10 protein-coding genes are annotated in these 23,544 nt (G+C 67.4%); 3 read left to right on the forward strand and 7 right to left on the reverse strand.

Going from position 1 to position 23,544, the window contains the following annotated elements:
* Positions 1-51: 51 nt before the first annotated feature.
* From A5750_RS06060 to A5750_RS06075, 4 genes are all read right to left on the reverse strand, one after another.
* Entirely contained in the window at positions 52-1,110 is a 1,059-nt protein-coding gene (locus A5750_RS06060) for a dihydrodipicolinate reductase (protein WP_066952773.1), read from the reverse strand.
* Between the two features lie 74 nt (positions 1,111-1,184).
* Complete coding sequence (gene pe / locus A5750_RS06065; RefSeq protein ID WP_066952879.1) at positions 1,185-2,270, reverse strand: acyltransferase PE; 1,086 nt, start codon at positions 2,268-2,270, stop codon at positions 1,185-1,187.
* A gap of 72 nt (positions 2,271-2,342) precedes the next feature.
* On the reverse strand, positions 2,343-5,342 hold the full coding sequence (locus tag A5750_RS06070; RefSeq protein ID WP_066952775.1) for an RND family transporter: 3,000 nt from the start codon (positions 5,340-5,342) through the stop codon (positions 2,343-2,345).
* 76 nt (positions 5,343-5,418) lie between these two features.
* Positions 5,419-6,840, reverse strand: a complete 1,422-nt coding sequence (locus A5750_RS06075; RefSeq protein ID WP_066952777.1) for a condensation domain-containing protein — start codon at positions 6,838-6,840, stop codon at positions 5,419-5,421.
* A gap of 332 nt (positions 6,841-7,172) precedes the next feature.
* Here A5750_RS06075 and A5750_RS06080 point away from each other — a divergent pair, with 332 nt between their 5' ends.
* Positions 7,173-18,161, forward strand: coding sequence for a type I polyketide synthase (locus tag A5750_RS06080; protein WP_067261613.1), 10,989 nt, complete (start codon positions 7,173-7,175; stop codon positions 18,159-18,161).
* A 28-nt stretch (positions 18,162-18,189) separates the two neighbouring features.
* Here A5750_RS06080 and A5750_RS06085 read toward each other — a convergent pair whose 3' ends face one another.
* Genes A5750_RS06085 through A5750_RS06095 form a run of 3 tightly spaced genes read right to left on the reverse strand, consistent with a single transcriptional unit; the run spans position 18,190 to position 20,890 of the window.
* The gene (locus A5750_RS06085; RefSeq protein WP_067261616.1) at positions 18,190-18,612 is read right to left on the reverse strand and encodes a PPOX class F420-dependent oxidoreductase; all 423 of its coding nucleotides are present in this window, start codon (positions 18,610-18,612) and stop codon (positions 18,190-18,192) included.
* Positions 18,613-18,615: 3 nt separating this feature from the next.
* Complete coding sequence (locus A5750_RS06090; protein ID WP_067261618.1) at positions 18,616-19,722, reverse strand: acyl-CoA dehydrogenase family protein; 1,107 nt, start codon at positions 19,720-19,722, stop codon at positions 18,616-18,618.
* A gap of 7 nt (positions 19,723-19,729) precedes the next feature.
* Positions 19,730-20,890 (reverse strand): acyl-CoA dehydrogenase family protein, encoded by a 1,161-nt coding sequence (locus A5750_RS06095; protein ID WP_066952881.1) that lies wholly within the window; start codon positions 20,888-20,890, stop codon positions 19,730-19,732.
* A gap of 195 nt (positions 20,891-21,085) precedes the next feature.
* Between A5750_RS06095 and A5750_RS06100 the strand changes: the two genes are divergently transcribed.
* Positions 21,086-21,937, forward strand: a complete 852-nt coding sequence (locus A5750_RS06100) for a ComEA family DNA-binding protein (RefSeq protein ID WP_067261621.1) — start codon at positions 21,086-21,088, stop codon at positions 21,935-21,937.
* A gap of 36 nt (positions 21,938-21,973) precedes the next feature.
* Entirely contained in the window at positions 21,974-23,536 is a 1,563-nt protein-coding gene (locus tag A5750_RS06105) for a ComEC/Rec2 family competence protein (protein ID WP_067261659.1), read from the forward strand.
* The last annotated feature ends 8 nt before the right edge of the window (positions 23,537-23,544 follow it).

The following is a 23,544-nucleotide window of genomic DNA, read 5'->3' on the forward strand; positions in this document are numbered from 1 at the left end:
GCGTTCCTCCGGGTGCCTCCGATGTGGTGAACCGCATATGGTTCCGGGCCGTTACCGGGCCACCCTGCCGGTGACCGGCGGCAGATCGGCAAGCGTCACGATCCCGGGCTCGGCCGCCACCACCGCCGGGACCGCATTGGTCACCGGCATCGCCGTGTAGATCATTCCCAACCCCATGAACCCGGGCTCCGTCCAATCCTTCGGTGGCAGGCAATGCAGGACCGTCCGCATGTTGGGCAGTCCGTACACCTGGATGACGTGGCCGTGCTCCAGCGGCTTGGGCGGCACCACATGATTGCCCATGGTCCAGTTGAACCCGACGCTGACCACGTTGCGGTCGCCCTGCCAGCCGCGGTGGTATCCATAGACGCTGCCGACCGTTCCCGCGGGGATTTTCATGAAGCCCAGATCCGAATCCCCGGTGGCCGCGGTGAAGGTCACGTCGAAGGTCATCCGGTCCAGCTTCGCGCCGATCGCGTCTGCCATCATGGCGGCCGATTCGGCGAAGACCTCGCTTTCGCGCCGCACGCTTTCCGCCAGCCCCGGCGTGTCGGGATCCTGCGAGAAGCCCATCGCCGTCTGCGTTTCCGCCGACTCGTAGGTCGAGCAATCCACGGACTCGGTGATCCGGATTTCGTCGACGCGTTCGCACGCGCCGCTGAGCACCATGCCCACCATGTTGGTCATGCCCGGGTGCGCCCCACTGCCGAAGATCGTCGAACCGCCTCGTTTGCAAGCATCCACGATGCGTTCGCGGTCCTCGGGCGTCTGCTTGCCGCCGGTGATCCAGGCCGCGCTGGAGCACACGTTGACGCCCGCCTCCAGCAAGCGCACCAGCTCATCGATGTTGGGCCACAACGGGTTGTAGCAGCACGCGTCGGCACCTAGGGCGATCAGCGCGTCAATGTCGTTCGTCGCGCGCACGCCGGTCGGTTTCGGCCAGCCGGCCAGTTCGGCGGCATCCACGCCGACCTTGTCCGCTCCGTGCGCGTACACCCCGACCAACTCCATGTCCGGCCTGCCGATGATGGCGTGCAGCGAACGTCGCCCGATGTTGCCGGTCGTCCACTGGATGACGCGCAGCGGGCGGTCCGTCGGGGGTTTGCTCATCGCGTCTCCTTTGACGTGGGCGAATTTGGGTCATTATCGCCGCCATACGCCCGGGCGTGTCTACACCCTCAAGGTCAGCGGTTGCCCTGATTCAGCGCAGCCATGGCACTGGACATCAGCTGCGAAAAGGGATCGCCGCCCCCGCCGAAGGTGGCCTGACTGGCCGGTGCGATCACGGCCGCGGGGTCGAAGCCCCGCACTGGATCCACTTGAAGCGGAGCGGTAAGCGGGTCGTCGTTGCGCGAGTAGCCCGCATTCACCATCGGGGTCAGCTCCGCGTCGAGCTGATTCAGCACGTCTTCCGGCACGCCCAGGTAGCCCAAGGGCAGTACCAGCGGGAGGTGCCTTTCGGGAATCAGATACGTCGTCGTCTTCGCGCCCCTGGAGTTGACGGTCGTCCTGATGTTCTGCGGCGGCACCATGCTGGGGTCGGTGAACGCGACCGCGGTATGACCGGTCGCTTCGCCCACGAGCGTGTTGGCCAGCGCTAACAGGTTGTCCGGCCGGTCCGGAAAGTCGGCGATCATGTCGTAGGCGGCGACGAAGGCCTTGGTGTCGTATTGGCTTTCCACGGGGGGCGGTATGCGGTAGTCCATTGCAGGAACGACGGCGCCGACCGGAAAGAATGAGGTCAGGAAACTCTCGCCGAAGGCGTGATGCCCGACCGGATTGCCAAATGTGCTGAAGACCAATTGGTTTGGTGGGGGAGCGGTCGGATCGTTCGCGAGCCGGGCCTGCTCGGCGTCAACCACAAGCGAACCCTCGGACAACCCGATCGCGGCACCGGGCCCACCCCTGCGGATCGCCGCATCCAGGTTCTCGGTCCCCACGGCGACCGACTCGCCGACGCTGGGGCCATCCACGCCCAAACCCGGGAAGGATTCATCGAGCCGACCAATCCCCGGAAAGAGCCGTTCGAGCACGTGGCCCTGCACCTGCCCCGCCGGGTAGTCGACGATCTCTCGGCTCAGCCCGGGAAACCAGCCGGCACCCAGGCGCCTGCCGTACTCGTCGTACGGAATGCCGGGAACGTGCGCGCCGCCCAACGCGTACGCCGTCCCGTCGCCGGGCTCGTCATCGGCCGTCGCGATCCCGAGGCCGAAATATCCTGTGACGCCGAGGGTTACCACAGCGGTAACTCCTGCGAGTACTTGCCGCATCGCCACTTCCCGCCTGCCCGACTTGGTCTCGTAGTGTCGCATATCGCTCGTCGGCCTCGCAGCTGACTGGTACTAGTCCGCGGTCCCGGCCGGTGACTGGGCTCGCGACCGCTGCGCTCCCGGCCGTGACGGCCACCAGCTGGCCCGCCCGACCAGCGTAGCCAAGGCGGGCACCGTTATGGTGCGGACCAGAAAGGTGTCGAGCAAGATTCCGATCCCGATCACGAAGCCACCCTGGACGACGGTGCCGATGCTGGAAAACACCAGGCCCCACATCGAGGCGGCGAAGATCAAACCCGCCGCGGTGATCACACCGCCGGTCGAACTCAACGCGCGGATGACGCCATAACGCATGCTGTTCGGGGATTCTTCACGCATTCGCGAGACGAAAAGCATATTGTAATCGGCCCCGACGGCGACCAATACCACAAAGGCCAACGGCGGGACGCTCCAATGTAATTGCTGGCCCAGTAGGAATTGAAATGTCAGGACGCCGATACCCACCGCCGACAAGTACGAGATAACGACGGAAGCGACCAGATACAGCGGCGCGACGACCGCACGCAGCAGCGCGATCAGCGTCATCAGCACGACGATGATGGTGACGACAATGATGAATTTGATGTCGTGCTCGTAAAAGTCTCGCGTGTCCCGGAGCGTAACGGGATATCCGGCCATCGATATCGACGCATCCGCCAATGACGTATTCGGTTGGGCTCCTCTGGCGGTATCGCTGATCGCGCTGACCTGATCCATCGCCTCGGCGCTGAACGGGTTGAGTTTGGTCTGCACCAAATACCGCACCGAGTGCCCGTCGGGCGAAATGAACGCCTTGGCGGCCTTTTTGAACTCCTCCATGTGCAGCAGCTGCGCCGGAACGTTGAACCCCGCCATCGACGGTTCCGCCGCGTCGCGTTTCAGCGTGAGGAGGAACGCCGACGCCTCGCCGAGCCCCGTACCCATCTGTTTGATCTGGTCGACGAGTTGGTCCACCCCATCGGCCACTTGCCGGCTTCCGCTGGCGAACCGGTCAGCGCCTTGTTGCAGATGGTTCAGGTCGGCCTGCAGGCCGCCGGGCTGGTCCAGCCCCATGGCATGCAGCGCCTTGACGAAGTTGGCGAGTGCACCACGCAGGTGATCCACCGAGGCGTTGAGGGTCTGCCGGTCTTGGAACGCCTGGAGCTGTCCCGCCAGATCGTTGATCTGGTCGAGGCTTCCGTCACCGCGGGCATTGACCACACGCTCGAATTGGGCGCGGGTGGCGCTGCAGGACGGATCGGCATCGCAAACCTGGTTGCCCTCGAGCGCCGCCAGCACCGGGGCCACCCAGGCGAACATGTCCTTGACGGCCGCAAAGTTGACGCCGATGGTATGGCCGAGGGAATTGATGCTGCTGACGAGCTTGGCGGCGGTGACGACTTCCTTGACCAACTTGTCGCCGCCGTACTGGGTCCTCATCGAAGTGAAAGCCTCGGTCAGGCCTTGCATCCCTGCGACCATCTGGTTGACCTGGCCCCGCACATCGCCGAGGTTGTCGGCCAGGGTGTTGGCCCCGGCGAGCAGTCGGTTGAGATCATCGGCGTGGTCGCTGATCAGGGCCGAACCGGCGCCCAGGCGAGCGCCGATGGCGCCCGCCTGGTAGGTGGCCCTGAACTGTTCCGGCACCGCGCCCGCGGGCCGGGTCACGCCGCTGACCGCAGCGATGTTCGGCAGTTGGCTGACTCGGTCGGCCATCTGCTCCAGATCCGCAAGCGCCCGCGGCGTACGCAGGTCGTGCGGTGACTGGACGAGGATGTATTCGGGAATGGACTGATTGACCGGGAAGTGGCGATCCAGCGCGGCATACCCGATCGAACTCGGTGCCGAGGACGGCAGGGCCTTGCGGTCGTCGTAGTTGTAGCGCACCAAGCCCGCACAGCTGGCGAGGATGATCAGCACCAGCACGCTGGCAACCAGATGCACGCCGGGCCGGCGCACGATGCGAATCCCCGAACGTCGCCAGAACCGGGCGGTCAGTTCGCGTGGGGGCTTGACCCAGCCGCGCGGCCCGGCCACTACCAGGATGGCGGGCAGCAAGGTCATCGCAGCGAGGAAGGCGACGCCGATCCCGATGGCCGACGAGACACCCACCGTGGAGAACACACCCATTCGGGCGAAACTTATTCCGAGGAAAGTGATTCCGACCGTGGCCGCGGATGCGGCGATCACTTTTCCGATCGAGGTGAGCGCCCGCCGCACGGCTTCGTCGAAGTCCGCGCCGCGTCGCAGATAGTCGTGGTAGCGGCTGATCAGGAAGACCGCGTAGTCGGTTCCCGCGCCGGCGATGATGGCGCTCAAGAAGACGATGGACTGGTTCGAAACGCCTAGGCCGCCGATTTGCGAGATTCCGGCGACGACGGCCTGCGCGATCACCATCGACGCTCCGATCGCGAGCAGCGGCAGCAGCATGGTGAGTGGGTTGCGGTAGACCACCAGCAGGACGACGAGCACCAGGGCGGCGATCGCCAGTTCAATCGGAAGGCGATCCCGCTCGCCCGCGACGGTGAGATCGCTGACGGTGGCAGCGGGTCCGGTCAGGTTCGCTGTCAACGGGGATCCGGCGACGTTGTGTTTGACGATGTCGGCAACGCGGAGGTAGGCGGCGTAGGACTTTGGTGTGCCCAATTCGCCGGCGAGGCCGACCGGCAGCACCCAGGATTTGCGGTCCTTACTGGTCAAAACCGGACGCAAGGGCGGCGTGCTGACGAAATCTTGCAACATCAGCACGTCGCGCCGGTCGTCGTGCAGGGCGCTCACCAGCTTGCGGTAGGTGGCTTCGTCGGCGGGCCCAAGCCCTTTCTCATCGCTGAGCACCACCAGCATGAGGTTTTCGGCGCCCGATTCGTGAAACGCTTCGGTCATCTTCCGGGCGGCCACGCTCGACGGCGCGCCGCTCGGCAGCATCGCGAGTGGGTGCTTCTGCGCCATCTCGTTCAGGGGCGGGAACGTCAGCGGCAGTGCGACCGCGATCAGGACCCAGAAACCTATGACGACCCCGGGCCAACGCACCACAAAATCAGCTAGCCGTCGCACATCGACCTCGCTACGCTCCCGGCCGCGTGAAAAGGCCGAGTCCGGAGAAAATCAGTAGCCATCGCACTGTTCCCCGCTAGGCAACGCGCCCCCAATGCCCGCTATCAGCGACCCGCATACAGACGGACTTCATTGCCGCGACATACCGGGCGACTGATTTTCGGGCAACCGCGTTGTCTGGAAACATTATCGCCATCGCGGTGCCTTCCTCGTACCGGAAGGTATAGATCGTTAGCTGGTACGAATATCTTCCGTCGGAGTAGATCCCAATGTTGTTGGTGTAGCCCATCTCAGCTGCCGCGAGCACGGCGTTCATCGGAGCGGCATCCGCATGCAAAAAATTTGTCACCGGAAAGTTAGGGCGGGGCCTGCTCAGCCACGGCGCCAATTCCAGCACGCGGTAATAGGGGACCTTCGCCATGTTCAGACTCGAGTCAAAAGAACTCTGAGCCGCCCAGGCGGCATCGCTAAAGGACACGGCGGCAATCGGCACGGTGATCGGAACCAAGCCGGTAAACCAACCCTGGGTCATGAAGTTGTCCGAAGTTTTTCGGGTATCTCTGGGGGTGAGTCCGTAATAGGTGGCGGCACCTGTGAATTCGTGTTCCACCTGGGCGAGGCAGGCGAACAAGCCGCCGACGAAGCGCGCACCCGCCGCCGAGCAGGCCGCTTCGAATCTCGCGGTTTGTTGCGCGTCCATCAGGGTGTCCGTGATCATCTCACTCTTGCTGGGCTCCAACGGATTTCCCAGTGGCAAAGGGAACTCCGGCAGGCTTCCATCGTTGTTCTCGGCGAAGTCGATCCACGCGCGCACCTGCGGCGAATCCAGGGTCAAGTCTGACGTGTAGCGGCGCTCTTCGGCGCAGAAATCGTCAAAGCTGCCGGCGGCGGGCAGCGCAAGGGGCCCCGCGCCACCCGTCAACGCCATGTACAGCGCGTGGGACTCCACCATCGTGATGCCGATCAGCGCCGCGTCCCCGTGGACGTGGTCGATGCTCGCGTAGAAGGTGAAGTGATTCTCGTTTTGGACAATCCCGAAGCTGAAGCACTCCCAGTGCAGCGGATCGGGTGTGGCCACCACATGGTTGTGCAAGTCGTCAACGGCCATTTCGCCGTGGTCGGTGGGCGCGAATTCGATATCGGCGGGATCGTCGATGGTATGCCGAATGATGTCGCCCGCGTCGGTGTGCTCAAACCAGCTGCGATACGTGTCGTGCCGGCGCAAATATGCATTGAGCGCGTCATTCATGGCGGAGATGTCGCACTGGCCGGGGACTTCGCAGGTCGCGATGATTTGCCGTGAATAGTCGAGCCCCGAGGTCGTTTGCCGGTGATAACCCCGAAGATGCTGACTCTGCATATAGCTGACGGGCACCGGGCTGACCGGCGCTTGCCGGGCCCTTTCCCGGGCCGTGGGTGTCGGGTGCCAGGAGATGAGAACTCCTGGGCTCGGCGTCCAATCACGGATTGAGCCGATGGTGATTTTCCCGATACGCAATATCTTCTCCTCGTTCCGCCAGCGCTGCGGTTCCGGCCGGCCGCTGGCGAGATCAAGATAGCTTCTTCGGCACCCACCGTCCCCGACATGCCGGGCCGCACGTGCTCGCAGCGACAGGCGGGGCTACCGATTAGGGTGATGGGCGGCCCGGCGTGGGACGCAGTCTGGCATCCGGCGACACTACTCGCCGTAGGGGGAACGATTCTCCTGCGTACCGGGTCGGCATGTGGTGCAGTGATCGGGTCACACGGTTTGGTCCGGAGTTACGGACCCGTCGCCGGAGGCCGGCCCCGGGGATCTACCTTCGCGGGTCGATGCGAGAGGACAGATGCATGGGAACCGCCGAAGCTTCAACAGAGAAGGCATCGGGTTTCGCGATAGTCGGCTACGCAGCCCGTGTTCCGGGTGCTGCCGACGCGTCGGAGTTCTGGGACGTGCTGCGGCACGGGCGGGATGCGGTGTCAGAGGTGCCCCCGGACCGGTGGCGTGTCGAGGAATTCTTCGACCCCGATGCCGACGCGCCCGGGAAGATTGTGAGCCGACGGGCGGGCTTCGTCGACGACGCAGTGGGGTTCGATGCGCCGTTCTTCGGGGTATCGGCGCGTGAGGTCATGCTGATGGACCCACAGCATCGGCTGTTGCTGGAGACGGCATGGCAGGCGGTGGAGCATTCAGGCACGGCCCCAACGGCTTTGGCGAATACCAACACCGGGGTTTTCATTGGTCTGTCCACCCATGACTACCTGGCGATGGTCTCGGATGAGCTGAAGTACGACGCGATCGACGCGTACATGGCGATCGGGACGGCGGCCGCCGCGGCAGCCGGGCGGATCAGTTACCGGTTGGGGCTGCAGGGCCCGGCCGTCACGGTCGACACCGCGTGCAGCTCGTCGTTGGTGGCGGTCCATCAGGCTTGCCAAGCGCTGCGGCTGGGGGAATGTGACCTCGCGCTGGCCGGCGGTGCGAATGTCCTGCTCAGCCCGGCCACGATGATGACCTTTTCGCGGGCGCACATGCTCGCGCCCGATGGCCGCTGCAAGACGTTCGACGCGGCGGCGGACGGCTACGTGCGCGGTGAGGGATGCGGTGTCGTCGTCCTCAAACGGCTGGACGACGCGATCCGCGACGGTGACCGGATTCGGGCGGTGGTCCGCGGCAGCGCGGTGAATCAGGACGGCGCGTCGGGCGGACTGACCGTGCCGAACGGTGTCGCCCAGCAGCGCGTCATCGCCGAGGCGCTGAAGCGCGCCGGCGTCTCCGCCCGCGACGTGGGATACCTGGAGGCGCATGGGACCGGGACATCGCTGGGCGACCCGATCGAAGTCCAGGCCGCGGCCGCGGTACTCGGCGAGGGTCGTGATGCGGGCCGGCCGCTGTTGATCGGGTCGGTGAAGACCAATATCGGGCATCTGGAAGCCGCCGCGGGGATCGCCGGAATCATCAAGGTTGTCCTGTCGCTCGAGCACCAGGTTTTGCCGAAGCACCTGAACTTCGAGAACCCATCGCCCTACATCCCGTGGGATCGGCTTGCGGTGCGGGTGGTGGACGAGGCCACCAGCTGGGAGCGCAACGGTCGACCCCGGGTTGCGGGGGTCAGTTCGTTCGGCTTCTCCGGGACCAACGCGCACGTCATCCTCGAGGAAGCGCCCCAGCTCGCTGCGCCCGCGGTACCCGTCGCGAAGACCGCGGACGGAGGATTCAGCGTGCTGCCGCTGTCGGCGCGCACCCCAGAAGCCTTGGCGCAGCTGGCCGGTCGATACCGCAGCTGGTTGAGCGCGCATCCGGATACCAGCCTGTCAGAGCTGTGCTTCACCGCCGGCGTCGGCCGAGCTCACTTCGAGCACCGCGCCGCGTTGGTGGTCAATTCGACGGAGTCCGCCGCGGAGTTGCTCGGGGCGCTCGCCGACGACCGTCCCGCGCCGGGTTTGGTGCGGGGAACGTGCGACGACAGGCCGAAGACGGCGTGGTTGTTTCCGGGTCAAGGCAGCCAGTTCGCCGGCATGGCCCGGGAGTTGTTCGAAACCGAACCGGTGTTTGCCGAAACGATGACCCGTTGCGCGGCGGTGGTCGATGGCGCGCTCGAAAAGCCAATGTTGGACGTCATTTTCGACCCCGCGAGTTCCGAAGATCTGCGGCGGACGAACAACGCCCAGCCGGCGTTGTTCGCCGTGGAGATGGGCTTGGCGAGGCTCTGGCAGTCGTGGGGCCTCGAACCCGACGTGGTGCTGGGTCACAGCGTCGGCCAGTATGCCGCCGCATGCGTCGCCGGTGTGTTCAGCCTCGAGGACGGAGCGTCGTTGCTCGCCGAACGCGGTCGCCTCTTCGGCGGTTTGCCCGCGGGCGGTCGGATGGTGGCGGTCTTCGCCGCCGCGGAGCGGGTCGAGGGCTTCACCGACGAATTCCCGCGGCTCTCGGTGGCCGCTTACAACGGTGCCAATACCGTGCTGTCGGGACCAGCAGAGGATCTGGACCGGGCGGTGGCCAGCTTGACCGCCGACGGTGTTCGATGCGAGTCGCTGGACACCAGCCACGCGTTCCATTCAGCGCTGCTGGACCCGGCCCTCGATGAATTCGAGTCGTACGCAAGCCGATTCGATTTCTGCTCGCCACAACGGACTCTGGTATGCAACCGCACCGGCGCCGCCCTCGGCCGGAATGCGAAACTCGATGGACCGTACTGGCGCCGCCACGCGCGCCAGCCGATCGAATTCGCCAAGAGTGTGGCCACCCTGGCCGATCTCAATTGCGCCATGCTGCTGGAGGTGGGTCCGCAACCGGTGCTCACCGCCGCGGCTTTGCGGGCATGGCCTGACCGGGCGGCGGCGCCGCGGGCGATCCCGTCGTTGCGCCGAACCGGCGGCGACCACCGCCAGATCATCGAAGCCCTTGCCACCGCCTACACCGGCGGTCACCTGCCGGACTTCGGGGCTCTGCAGCAGGGGCCGACGCGCAAGCTCGACTTGCCCACTTATCCGTTCCAGCATCGCCGGTACTGGTTCCGGGACAACGACGTTCCATCCACCCAGGTGCCCGCGAAAGCCGACGCCACGCGCACCGAAGCCGTCCAGCTTCTCGAGGACGGCCGGATCGAGGAACTTGCCGCGCTGATCGACGGTGCGAACGCCAGCCGGCAGACCACCGACGTGCTGACCAGGCTTGCGGCACAACACAACCGACAGCGGGAAACCGAGTCCATTGCGGATGCTCGGTACGAGGTCCGTTGGGAGAAATCCGTTGCCGCGGCCACCCGCACGGACACCGTTTCCTGGCTGTTGATCGGCGATGACGCCGAAGCGGTCGCACCGTTAGCCGACGCGCTGACCGCTCAGGGTCATCCGTTCCGGATCGTCGGGCTGCCGGTGTCCGACGCCGAAGAGGAGCGGCTCGAATCGGCGCTGCGCGCGGCGGCGGCAGAGCAACCGACGCTACGCATCCTGCATTGCGCGGGGCTCGATCGGGGCAATGCGCCATCGATGCGTTCCTTGTTGCGGATGCAACACCATGTCCTGGGCGGAACGCGTCGACTCTTCCGCGCCGCTGCCGCCGCCGAAATCCGCGCACACATCTGGCTGATAACCCGTGGCGCGCAACGTGTCACCGCGGCCGACAGCGTACGGCCCGCACAGTCCTGTCTGTGGGGGTTCGGGCGCGCCGCTTCCCTCGAGCATCCGCAGTTGTGGGGCGGGCTGGCTGATCTGTCCGAAGGCACTGCCGGCGAGTGGACCCGGTTGATCAGTCAGGTGGTGGCAGGGCCGCGTGGCGAAGACCAAGTCGCGCTGCGAGACGAAGGTGTCTATGTCGCCCGGCTGACCCGGCGCGAAGGGCGGCCGATCGGAACACCGCTCGCCTTGCGTGCCGAGGCCACCTATTTGGTGACCGGTGGATTGGGCGCGGTCGGGCTGGAAATCGCCGGATACCTGGCCGCGCACGGTGCCGGGCACCTGGTGTTGACGGGCCGGCGCCCGCCCAGCGATGCGGCGCAACGGCGGATCGATGCCATGCGCGAACAGTGGGGCTGCCAAACGCGGGTCATCACAGCCGATGTCGCCAATCCGCACGACGTTGCTCGCCTGCTGGCCACCGTGCAGGCCGAACTACCGCCGCTCGCCGGGATCGTCCATGCCGCCGGAGAGATCGGTAACACGCCGCTGCGCCACCTGGACGATGCTGAAGTGGATCGGGTGTTCGCGGGAAAGGTCTGGGGCGCTTGGCATTTGAGCGAAGCTGCCGTGGACCTGGCGCTGGACTTCTTCCTCAGCACATCCTCGATCGCCTCGGTATGGGGCAGCTTTGGCCAGACCGCATACGGCGCGGCCAACGCCTTCCTGGACGGATTGTCCTGGCGGCTCCGCGAGCAGGGTGTCACTGCGGTGAGCGTCAACTTCGGTCCGTGGACGGCCGGCATGGCCGACGAAGACGCATGTGCGCGACTGGAGCAACGCGGAGTCCGCACGCTGCCGCCCGCTGATGCGCTGGCCGGAATGGCCGAGCTCATCGTGGCTTCTGCGACGCAAGGGGTGGTGGCTCGGATCGACTGGTCCCGTTTCCTGCCGCTCTATCAGCAGGCGGGCAAGCGGTCCTTCCTCGAGGAGGTCGGCCGCGAGGTGCCCGAGTCGGTGACGGCCCCCGAACCTTCCGCTGGGCCCACGCGGTTCGTGGAACAGCTCACCCTCGCCCCGGCGCAGCAGCGCAAGAAACTCCTCGTCGATTACCTGCGCGATGTTGTCGCCGAGGTGACACGGATCGACGCGGCGGAGATTCGGGAGGAGGCCGGATTCTTCGACCTGGGCATGGATTCGCTGATGGCGGTCGAATTGCGGCGCCGCGTGGAACATGCGGTGGGCAAGGAACTGCCGGCGACCCTGGCGATGGACTACCCGCGTGTCACCGACGTGGCGGAGTACCTGCTCACCGACGTCCTCGGCCTCACCGCGCAGGCGGGCTCCAAGGCGGCTACCCAGCCGCCGCCGTCGCTGTCGACCGGGTCCGCGGACGAGCCGATCGCGATCGTCGCGGTGGCGTGCCGTTTTCCGGCCTCGCCCGATCCCGAAGCGTATTGGGAAGTCCTGTCCGGCGCTGTCGACGCGATCCGGGAGATCCCGGATGACCGCTTCGAAATCGACGAGTACTACGACCCGGACCCCGAAACGCCGGGCAAGATCTACAGCCGCAGCGGCGGATTCCTCGACGGGATCGACGAATTCGATCCGGAGTTCTTCGGTATCTCCCCGCGCGAGGCCTTATGGATGGACCCGCAGCAGCGGTTGATGCTGGAGATCGCTTGGGAGGGGCTGGAACGCGCCGGCTATTCCCCTGCGGCCCTGCGCGGTAGCCGAAGCGGCATCTTCGTCGGCGTGGCCGCCAACGAATACTCACACCTGCTGTCGCGGGACTCGGTCGAGAGCATCGAAGCACACTTCATCACCGGCAATGCGCTCAATGCCATCGCGGGCCGGGTCGCGTTCGCGCTCGGGCTGGAAGGACCGGCCGTGGCGGTGGACACCGCGTGCAGCTCCTCGCTGGTGGCCGTCCATCAGGCTTGCCAGGCGTTGCACTCCGGTGACTGCGATCTGGCGCTGGCCGGCGGGGTGAACGTCTTGCTGAGTCCGGCCTCGATCGTCGCCGCCTCCCGCGCCCGGATGTTGTCGCCGGACGGAAGGTGCAAGACCTTCGACGCCGCCGCCGACGGCTACGTGCGCAGTGAAGGCTGCGGCGTTCTGGTGCTCAAGAGGCTGAGCGATGCGCAGCGCAGTGGCGACCGCGTCTGTGCCGTCATTCGGGGCAGCGCGGTCAATCAGGACGGCGCCTCCAGCGGTTTGACCGTGCCCAACGGGGGTGCGCAGCAGCGGCTTATCTCCGCGGCGCTGGCCCGGGCCGGCGTCGCCGGTCCAGACATCGATTACCTCGAAGCGCACGGCACGGGTACCTCCCTGGGTGACCCGATCGAGGTGCAGGCCGCGGCGGCCGTCTACGGCGCCGGCCGTGACCCGAACCGGCCCTTGCTCATTGGATCGGCGAAGACCAACCTCGGCCACCTCGAGTCGGCCGCGGGGGTCGCCGGTTTGATCAAGGTCGTGTTGTCTCTGCAGCACGAACTTCTGCCGCAGAACCTGCATTTCCAGAATCCCTCGCCGCATATTCCGTGGGACTCGTTGCCGGTGCGGGTGGTGGACAGGGCGATGCCCTGGCAGACCGACGGCAGGCCCCGCCGGGCCGGAGTGAGCTCGTTCGGGTTCACCGGCACGAACGCCCATGTGCTGCTCGAGGAGGCGCCGCCGCAAACGGTGGCCGGCGACCCCGCAAACGGTGACGCGACGGCGCCGGAGTCGGGCGTCTCGGGTGATTGGCTCGGCGTGTTTGCGTTGTCGGCGCGCTCGCCGCAGGCGTTGGCGGCCTTGGCGCAGCGCTACGGCACCTGGCTGGACGCACACCCCGAGGTTGACATCGCCGACGTGTGCTTCACGGCCGGCGTCGGGCGTTCGCATTTCGAACACCGCGCCGCCCTGGTCGTCGATTCCGTCAAAGGTGCCCGCGACGCATTGGCCGAATTGGCCGAGAGCCGGGTGCGACCGGGTGTGGTCCGCGGCGAGTGTGCCGACCCGCCGAAGACGGCGTGGCTGTTCACCGGCCAGGGCAGCCAGTACCCGGGGATGGCTCGCGAATTGTTCGACACGGAGCCGGTATTCGCCGAAACGGTGACGAGGTGCGCGGAAGCGGTCGAAGATCTGCTGCCGCGTCCGTTGCTGGAGGTGTTGTTCGACACCGACCGCGACTCCGGGGGAGACGCGTTGCGGCACACCTCTTTTGCTCAGCCGGCACTCTTCGCGATCGAGATGGGCCTGGCCCGGTTGTGGCAGTCGTGGGGCATCGAACCCGACGTTGTGCTTGGGCACAGCGTCGGCCAGTATGCGGCGGCATGCGTGGCCGAAGTCTTCAGCCTCGAGGACGGGGCACGGTTGATGGCCGAACGCGGCCGGCTCTTCGGCAATCTGGCCGAGGGCGGTCGAATGGTGGCGGTGTTCGCCGACGCCGAGCAGGTGGAGGACGCCGCCAAGCAGTTCTCCGCCGTTTCGGTCGCCGCCTACAACGGCCGCAATACGGTGCTGTCGGGTCCGGGTGCCGAGCTGGAAAAGATTGTCGCGATCTTCAGCGATGACGGGATCCGCTGCACATGGCTGGATACCAGCCACGCCTTCCACTCGGAGCTGCTGGAGCCGGCGCTCGACGAATTCGAGTCGTATGCGGCGCGGCTGCAGTTCGCCACACCGACACGGCCGCTGGTCTGCAACCGCACCGGCGCCGTGCTCACGGCGGAAACCGCGCTCGACGCGCAATACTGGCGGCGGCATTCCCGCCAGCCGGTGCAGTTCACCGAGAGCGTCCGCACGCTGGCGGCGCTGGGATGCTCGGTGTTGATGGAGATCGGGCCGCAACCGATTCTGACCGCGGCTGCGGTGCAGGTCTGGCCGGAACACTCGCCGGCGCCACGGGCGATCGTTTCCCTGCGCAAGGGAGCGGGCGCCCGGCGCCAGATGGCCGAAGCGCTTTCCGCGGCGTACGTTGCCGGACATCGGCTCGAGTTCGCTGCGCTGCAACAACTCCCACGCCGCAGGCTCGACCTGCCCACCTATCCGTTCCAGCGCCGGCACTTTTGGCCCAAGGCGTCCGGGATCGCAGGCACCGATGCTCAGGGCGGCACGGTATCCGCCATCTTGGGCGCTGAAAAGGACCTCGCCTCGGGTGACGTCGTCTATACCAGCCGGTTGTCCGTCAAGTCCCAGCCGTGGCTGTCCCATCACGTCATCTATGGCACCGTCGTCGTTCCGGGCGCGACCTACGCGGCGATGGCCCTCGCGGCGGTCGGAACGCCGGCTCACGTACGAGACGTCTTCTTCTATGAGCCGATCATCTTGGCCGACAAGCAATCTCGCGAGGTGCAGCTGACATTGCATCCCTCCGAGGATCGCGGCGGCTGGACCTTCCAAGTGCACAGCCGCCCATATGGCGTCCGCGATGCCGAGTGGGCGCTGAACGCCGATGGCGCCGTCTTCACCGGTGTCGACGAAGAGTCGGCAGTTGATCCGGCGGACCCCGTCGAAGCGGCGATCGAGCGGTTGAACCGCACCCGTCCCCAGCAGCTGTTCGACACCTTCGCCGACATGGAGCTGGCATGGGGTCCGACCTGGTCGACGTCCCTGAAATCGCTGTGGGTGGGCGAAGGTGAGGCGATCGGCGATGTCGTCGTCGGCGATGAACTCGCCGAACACCTGGGAAGTGAGCCGGTCCATCCGGTGCTGCTGGACCTGTGCACGGGCGTCGCCTTCCCTGCCTTCCCGGCGCTGCTAGCGGCGACCGAACGCGGAGCGGTTCCGGATCTGTTTCTCCCGCTGCGGTACGGGCGAGTGGTGCTGTCGGATCGGATGCCGCAGCGGTTCTATTGCCGAGCGAAGTGGCGTACCGGCGGCGTCGAAAGCGAAACTCAGGTCTTCGATCTCGATTTCGTGGATCGGAATGGCCGTCACCTCGGCGGAATACGCGAGTTCACCGTCAAACGCGCGCCCCGGGAAGCCTTGTTGCGCGGGCTTGGCGGCGACGTTTCCCGGCTGCTGTACACGCTTGGCTGGCACGAGGTGCCGGTGCCGGAGGCGATCAGCGATCCCGGGCACGGCGAGAAGGCCCCCGGCCCATGGCTGGTCGCAGGGTTCGACGAGCTGGCGGCCGAGTTGCCGGGTTGTATCCGGTCCGAAGGGGCGATGGGCCGGCAGGGCTGGCAGCAGCTCATCGCGCACGCGCATGAGAGCGGTACGCCGGTCACCGGCATCGTCTGGCGCGGCAGGGGCCGGCCGAACGCGGAGGAGTCAAGTGACGAATTCGGCGCTCGGCTGGAGGCCGACGTCGACAACCTCCTCGGCGCCATGCGCGCCCTGCTGGCCGAAGAGGGAGTGCAACTGCCCGGCGGGCTGTGGATCGTCACCGAACGAGCGGTGGCGACCGAAGCCGGCGAGCAGGTCGATCCCGTGCAGGCGGCGCTGTGGGGGCTGGGACGCACCGGCATCGCCGAGCAGCCCACACTGCGCTGCAGGCTGATCGACCACGACGGATCGGATGCGGCCGCGCACTCGCTAGCGCGCCTGCTCCGCACACCGGACGGATCCGTTCAAGAGCCGGAACTGGCACTGCGGCAAGGAAAGTTCCTGGCATCGAGGCTGGTGCCATGGGCACGCAGCGGTCACCTCGCGGTGCCGCGCGCGGGCGACTATGTCCTCGCGCCGACCGAACGCGGCGCCATCGACAACTTGCGACTCGCCGAGACGGAAGTGCTGTCGCCGGTTGCGGGCCAGGTGCAAGTTCGGGTGGAGGCCGCCGGTCTGAACTTCCGGGATGTGCTCAATGTGCTGGGCCTCTACCCGGGCGATCCGGGGCTGATCGGCGGCGACTTCTCCGGCATCGTCACCGAGTTGGGTGCCGGCGTAACCGGATTCGAGGTCGGCCAGCGCGTCTTCGGCTTCATGCAGGGAGCATTTGCCAGTCGGATCAATGTTCCCGCTCAATTGCTGGCGCCGGTACCGCACGGGCTCAGCGCGGTGGCCGCGGCGACCATTCCGGCTGCCGCACTCACGGCCCGGCTCGCCTTCGACTGGGCGCAGCTGAGGCCCGGTGACCGCGTGCTGATTCACGCCGCGAGCGGTGGTGTCGGACTGGCCGCCATCCAAATGGCGCAGCAGCACGGGGCGACCGTCTTCGCGACCGCCAGCGCCTACAAGCGCGCGACCCTGCGCAAGTTGGGCGTCGAGTATGTGTACGACTCGCGCACAACGGATTTCGCCGACCAAATCCTCGCCGACACCGGCGGTGCCGGCGTCGACGTGGTGCTCAACAGCCTGACCAACGAGGGCTTTGTCGAAGCGACCGTACGGGCCACCGCCCACAGCGGCCGCTTCGCCGAGATCGCCAAGCGAGACATCTGGACTCCGGAGCGAATGGCGGAGGCCCGTCCCGACATCGACTACGAAGTGGTGGCGCTGGACGGGACCATTCTGCAAGACCCCGAGCGCATCCGGCGGTTGCTGGCCGAAGTGTCGGACGGGTTGGGCAGCGGCGAGTGGGCACCGCTGTCCGCCGAGATCTACCCCCTGAGCGAAGCCAAAACCGCGTTCCGGCGCATGCAGCAGGCGCGGCATATCGGCAAGATCGTGCTGCAGATGCCCAACCCGCTGCAGCCGCAGGGCGATCGGAGCTATCTGATCACCGGGGGCCTTGGTGCCCTCGGCCTACACACGGCGTCCTACCTGGCCCAACTCGGTGCCGGTGACATCGTGCTGACCGGCCGCCGCGCACCCGACGCGGACGCACAACAGGTGATCGCCAACATCACTGAGCGCTACCGCTGCCGGATCCACACCCTTGCGGCCGACATCGGCGACGAGTCCCAGGTCGAGGAGTTGCTGGAGCGGATCCGGGCGGAGCTGCCGCCGCTGGCGGGGGTGGTGCACCTGGCGGGCGTACTCGACGACGCGCTGCTGCCGCAGCAGAGTGTCGAACGCTTCCGGACAGCCCTGCTGCCGAAAGCATTGGGGGCGTGGAACTTGCACCGATTGACCAGGAAGGACGATCTGGACTTCTTCGTCCTCTACTCGTCGATCTCCAGCGTGCTCGGTTCGCCCGGCCAGGCCAACTATGCAACCGCCAACGCGCTGCTCGACGGGCTCGTCGCCGAACGCAGAGCGCAAGGCCTGCCCGCGACCAGTGTCAACTTCGGTCCCTGGGCGCATGGCGGCATGGCCGCTTCGGAGGCGGCGCGCGCCAATCTCGGTGCGCAAGGCCTGGTTTCGATGGAACCCACGGCTGCCCTCAATGCGCTCGGCGAAATCGTCGCCCACGGAACGGGGCAGGCGAGCGTGATCAAAGCCAACTGGCAGCGTGCCGCGAAGATGCTGCGCGGTTCACGCCCACCGATTCTCGACCACTTGCTGCCGAGCGACGCCGCGACGGCACCCGGCGACAGCGAGCTGCTCAAGAAGCTGCACGAGGTACCGGAGGCGGAGCGAGTCAGTTTCCTGACGGAATTCCTGCAGCGGGAAGTACAACAATTCCTGCGGCTTGCGCAACCTCCCGCCGCGACCAGCCGCTTCCTCGACCTCGGTACCGATTCACTGATGGCGGTCGAACTCCGTAATCGGTTGTACGGCCAGTTCGGTGGCGCGTTCACCATCAGCGCCACAGCGGTTTTCGACTATCCGACGATCGGCTCGCTCGCCGAGTACCTGGCCAGTCAGGTGCCGGACCTGGCCCCGGAGTCGATTGAACCCGTCGGCGGATGATCCGGGCGGCGATGCTTCGGCGCCGGCGTCAGTCGCTGATATCGAAACCGGCGATGACCTTGGTCGGGCGCACCCGCACCACAAGCTCGCCGGGCGTGGAGTTGCGGCGGCCGAACTCCTCGGCGCGGTCGGCGCCCATGTACCGGGCGCCGGTTCGGGTGGCGACGTCGAGCACGTCGGCCGGGTCCTCACTCACCGTGGCCACGCCCTGGACCTGAACGAACGAATACGGCGGATGGGGATCGTCGACGCAGATCACCACACGCGGATCGCGGTGCAGGGCACGGCCTTTCGATGTCTCGCGGCCGGTGTTGAACGCCAGCTGGTCCCCGTCGACCACGAACCACACCGGCGCGACCAGGGGTCGGCCGTCGCCGGCGACATAACCGAGCATCCCGGTGCGGGTGCCGGCTGACAGGAACTCGACGACTTTGCCGGAGAGCTCTGTCATGCGCTAGAGACGGGCCAGGTCGTAGTCGCCGATGTGGTCGATCAGGTTGTGCAGGTGCTCGCCGGAGGTGCCCAGCGTGTTTTCGATCGCGGTGAGCCGGGCCGCGTAGTGGGCGACCGGATATTCCGCGGTCACACCGATTCCGCCGTGCAGCTGGATCGCCTCCTGCGCGATGTGCCGGCCCGAGCGGCCGATCTGCAGCTTGGCCCGCGAGGCGATCACCGGGTCGAAATTGCCGTCAGCGATCGACATCGACGCGTACAGGCCCATGCTGCGCGCCAGTTCCAGCGACACGTACATGTCGGCCGCGCGCTGCGTGAGCGCCTGGAATTTGTTGAGCGTGACGCCGAACTGCTTGCGGGTCTTGAGGTAATCGGTGGTCAGCCGCAGCGCCTCCTCCATCGCCCCGACCGCTTCGGCGCACAGCCCAGCCTGGATGCGGATCACCGCGTTGCGGATAGCCTGCGACGCGTCCGCCGCTTCGCCCAAGGGTTCCGCCGGTGTGGCCTCGAAATCGACCTGCGCGCCGCGTTGTCCGTCGAAGGTCCGGTACGGGTGACGCGTGACCGCGCTTGCGTCGGCCAGAAACAGGCCGGTGCCGCCGTCCGGCAAGGCGGCGCTGACCACCAGGGCGTCGGCGCAGTCACCGGCGAGCACCGGGTTCTTGCGCCCGCTCAATGTCCACGAATCTCCTTGCCGCACAGCCTTGGTGCCCACGTCCGCGGTCGGGTTGCGATGTCCGGGTTCCAGGTGGGCGAAGGCCAGCAAGCGTTGGCCGGCCGCGACGTCGTCCAGCCCTTCCTTCTGGGCGTCGGTGCCCAACTCGGCGATCAGCGCACCCGGTGCCAGCGCGGCGTGCAGGATCGGTTCGGGAGCCAGCCGGCGCCCCGCCTCGACGAGCACGACCATGATCTCGATCTGGCCCGCCTCCTCGGGGTCGAACCCGAGGCCGAGGATCCCGGTGTCGGCGAGCTGACTCCATACTTCGCGGCTCCAGCCCAGATCGGAGCCGATCACCTTGTTGCGGCTTTCCGGGTCGTAGCTGCGTGAGAGCAGGTCGCGGGTCGTGTCGCGCAGCAGGGTCTGCTCGTCGGTCAACTGAAAGTCCATGGCTGCCTCACAATCCCAGAATGGTGGACGCGATGATGTTGCGCTGCACCTCGTTGCTGCCGCCGTAGATCGACGTCTTGCGGTAATTGAGGTAGTGCGGCGCACTGTGTTGCGCCCAGTCCGGAGACGCGATGCCTTCGCCGTCGGCCGGCAGGGCATCGGGCCCGGCCACCTCGACCAGCAGCTCGGTGGCGATCTGCTGCAATTGGCTGCCGCGCAATTTGAGCACCGACGAAGCCGGATTGGGCTGGCCGTTCGCGGAGTCCGTGACCACCCGCGACTGCGTGAGTTCCAATGCCAGCAATTCGTTTTCGGCCTCGGCCAGGCGCGCCGCGAACAGGGGATCCTGCAGCACCCCGGTGGCCGCCGCGTGTTTCTTCACCTCGGCGAGGCGCACCTTGGTCCGGCCGACACCGGCGATGCCGGTGCGTTCGTTGCCCAACAGGAACTTGGCGTATGTCCAGCCCTTATTCTCTTCTCCCACAAGCTGGTTGGCGGGTACCCGGACGTCTTCGAAAAAGATCTCGTTGACCTCGTGACCGCCGTCGATCGTCTTGATGGGCCGCAGCGTGATGCCGGGGGTCTTCATGTCGAACAGCAGAAACGAGATGCCCGCCTGCCGCTTGGGCGCCTGCGGGTCGGTGCGCACCAGGCAGAAGATCCAGTCCGCGTACTGGCCGAGCGTGGTCCAGGTCTTCTGCCCGTTGACGACGTAGCTGTCGCCGTCCCGCACCGCGGTGGTGCGCAACGACGCCAGATCCGAACCGGCCTCGGGCTCGGAGAATCCCTGACACCACCAGATGTCGAGGCTGGCCGTCGGCGGCAGGAAGCGTTGTTTGACCTCCTCCGAACCGAATTCGGCGATCACCGGGCCCACCATCTTGGTGTTGAAGTTCAGCGGCTCCGGGACGCACGCCAGCTGCATCTCGTCGGCCCAGATCTGGTGCTGGGTGGCCGTCCAGTCCTTGCCGCCCCATTCGACCGGCCAGTTCGGTACCGCCAAACCGTGCTCGTGCAGGATCTTGTGGCTGGTGACGATGTCGTCGTGCTTCACCTCCGCCGCGCCCCGGCGCACCCGCTCGCGCAGCTCTTCGGGAATCTTGGTGGTGTAGATGGTGCGGAGCTCGTCGCGGAACGCGGCTTCCTCCGGTGTGAGCGCCAGTTGCACGGCGACCTCCTGTCGTCTGGGGCTGAACATGGTTACCAGCGTCGGATGGATGCCCGGTCCTGGCGATGCGTTCTCCGGTCCATCTTGACCCATCCCGTACAGCGGTTGTGCACAGCCTCGGTTTAATCCACAGCCGGGGTCGCGGCGTCGCCGGGTGGGGGCCGATCTGGCGGTCGGCGCACCTACGGTCGGCGCATGCGAACAGAACTTCCCGCCGAGCGTCTGCAGCGGCGACTCGGTGCCCAACCGGACGCCGAGCCCGACGGCGCCGCGTCGACGTCGCCCGATCAGGCGGTGGACGAGGACCAGAATTCGCTGCTGCCGCGGTGGCTGCCGGATGTGTCCGCGGATCGGGGCTGGGTGGCCAGGCTGCGCGCCGACCCGGGGCGTGCGGGTGCCATCGGGTTGGCGATCGTGGCCGCGCTGGCCGTTCTGGTCACGGTGTTCACGCTGCTGCGCGACCGGCCGGCGCCGGTGATGTCGGCCAAACTGCCGCCGGTCGAGAAGGCGTCGACGGCGGGCCCCAAGTCGTCGGCGGCCCCCGGCGCCGGCCCCGACCGGCCAGTGGTGGTGAGCGTGGTGGGCCTGGTGCACAGCCCGGGACTGGTCACCCTGGCGCCCGGGGCGCGGGTCGCCGACGCGCTGCAGGCCGCGGGCGGGGCGGTGAACGGGGCGGACACCGTCGGGCTGAACATGGCGCGTCCGCTCGGCGACGGCGAGCAGATCGTCGTCGGCCTTCCGCCCGTCCCCGGGCGGCCGGCGGCGTTGGGAAGCTCGGTCGCCTCCGGTTCCACATCGACGTCCAAGCCACCGCCACCGCGGACCGGAGCGGGGCCGGGGAAGCCGAAGGCGGGTGAAGTGCTCGACCTCAACAGCGCGACCGTGGAGGACTTGGACGCCCTGCCCGGCGTCGGGCCGGTCACAGCCGCCGCGATCGTGGCCTGGCGGCAGGCCAACGGCAAATTCACCAGCGTCGACCAGCTCGCCGACGTCGACGGCATCGGGCCCGCGCGGCTGGAGAAGTTGCGCGCCCTGGTCCGTGTCTGAACACCGGTGCGGGAATGCGGTCACGCCGAATCGGGCGTGGCACGCGTTGACGCGCGCCTGGTGCCGGCCGCGCTCACCTGCTGGGCGGTGACCGCCGCCGGGATCTGGTGGCCGATCGGCCGGGCGATCGCGGGGGTCTGTCTGTTATTGGTTGCCGCCGCCGGCGCCCTGGTGTGGCGCGCGTCGCCCCGGCGGGGCGAATCCGGGAGGCACCGGGCCGTCAGCGCCGGCCTGGTCGCGGTCGGCGTCACCGGCGCGGGCTTCGGGTTTGCGGTCGCGCTGCGCGCCGAAACTGTCGATCGCCACCCGATCACGGCGGCGTTCGGGACGGCCGTCCCGGTGACAGTCACTCCCACGGAGAGCCCGGTGTCGTTGGGTCGCGGCCGGCTCATGTTTCGCGCCAAGCTGCAGCGCCTGCCCGACGCGCAGATCTCGGGGCGCGTGGTCGTCTTCGCGCGCGCATCGGATTTCGAACCGGAAGCCGACGGGCTGATGGTGGGCCGACCAATGCGGTTCACCGCGAGGATCAGCCGCCCGACCCGCCGCGACCTCACCGTCGCTGTGCTCAACGCGTCGGGCCGCCCGACCCTGGGCACCGCCGGCGCCGTGCACCGGGCGGCGCACACGGTGCGGGGCCGATTCGTCGCGGCGGTTCGCGGCGCGCTGCCCGGCGACCAGGCGGCGATGCTGCCTGCCCTGGTGCTGGGCGACACCTCGGCGGTTCCCGCCGAGACCGACCGGGACTTTCGCGCGGCAGGGATGACGCACCTGATGGCGGTGTCGGGCGCCAACGTGACCATCGTGTGTGCGGCCGTGCTGTTCTCGGCGCGCCTGATCGGTCCACGGGCGGCCGTCGTCCTCGCCGCCGTGACGCTGGTCGCGTTCGTCATCGTCGTGGAACCGACGGCGAGCGTGTTGCGGGCGGCCGTGATGGGCGCCATCGGGCTGGCGGGGTTGCTTTCCTCGCGGCGGCGGCAAGCCATCCCGGCGCTCTGCGCCGCGGTGCTGGTCTTGCTGGCGCTGGCCCCGCAGCTGGCCGTCGACGTGGGCTTCGCGCTGTCGGTGATCGCGACGGCGGCGTTGGTGTTGATCGCGCCGTCCTGGTCGCGGCGCCTGGCGGAAAGAGGCTGCCCCAAGCCGCTGGCCGACGCCCTGGCGATCGCCGCGGCCGCACATGTCGTGACCGCTCCGCTGGTGGCGGGCATCTCCGGGCGGGTCAGCCTGGTGGCAGTGGGCGCCAACCTCGCGGCGGCGCCGGTCATCGCGCCGATCACCGTGCTCGGCAGCGCGGCGGCGGTGCTGAGCGTGGTGTGGCCGCCCGGCGCACACGTGTTGGTCCGTTTCACCGGCCCCGAACTGTGGTGGGTGGTGCGGGTGGCGCAATGGTCGGCGGGCGCGCCCGGTGCGACACTGCCCGTTCCGACCGGGGTGCCGGGAGTGGTGCTGGTCGCCGGGGTGACCGCGCTGATCGTCGTGGCGGTCAAGAGGCTGCGCGGCCGGCGCTGGTTTGGCGCCGCGCTCGGCCTGGGCGGGTTGACGGCTGCCCTCTGCGCGCTGGCTTGGTGGCTGTCGAAGGTGGTGGATCCCGGGGCGGCGTAGTCGGTCCC

The organism is Mycobacterium sp. 852002-51613_SCH5001154 (genome assembly GCF_001667425.1).
In the GTDB taxonomy this organism is placed as follows: domain Bacteria; phylum Actinomycetota; class Actinomycetes; order Mycobacteriales; family Mycobacteriaceae; genus Mycobacterium.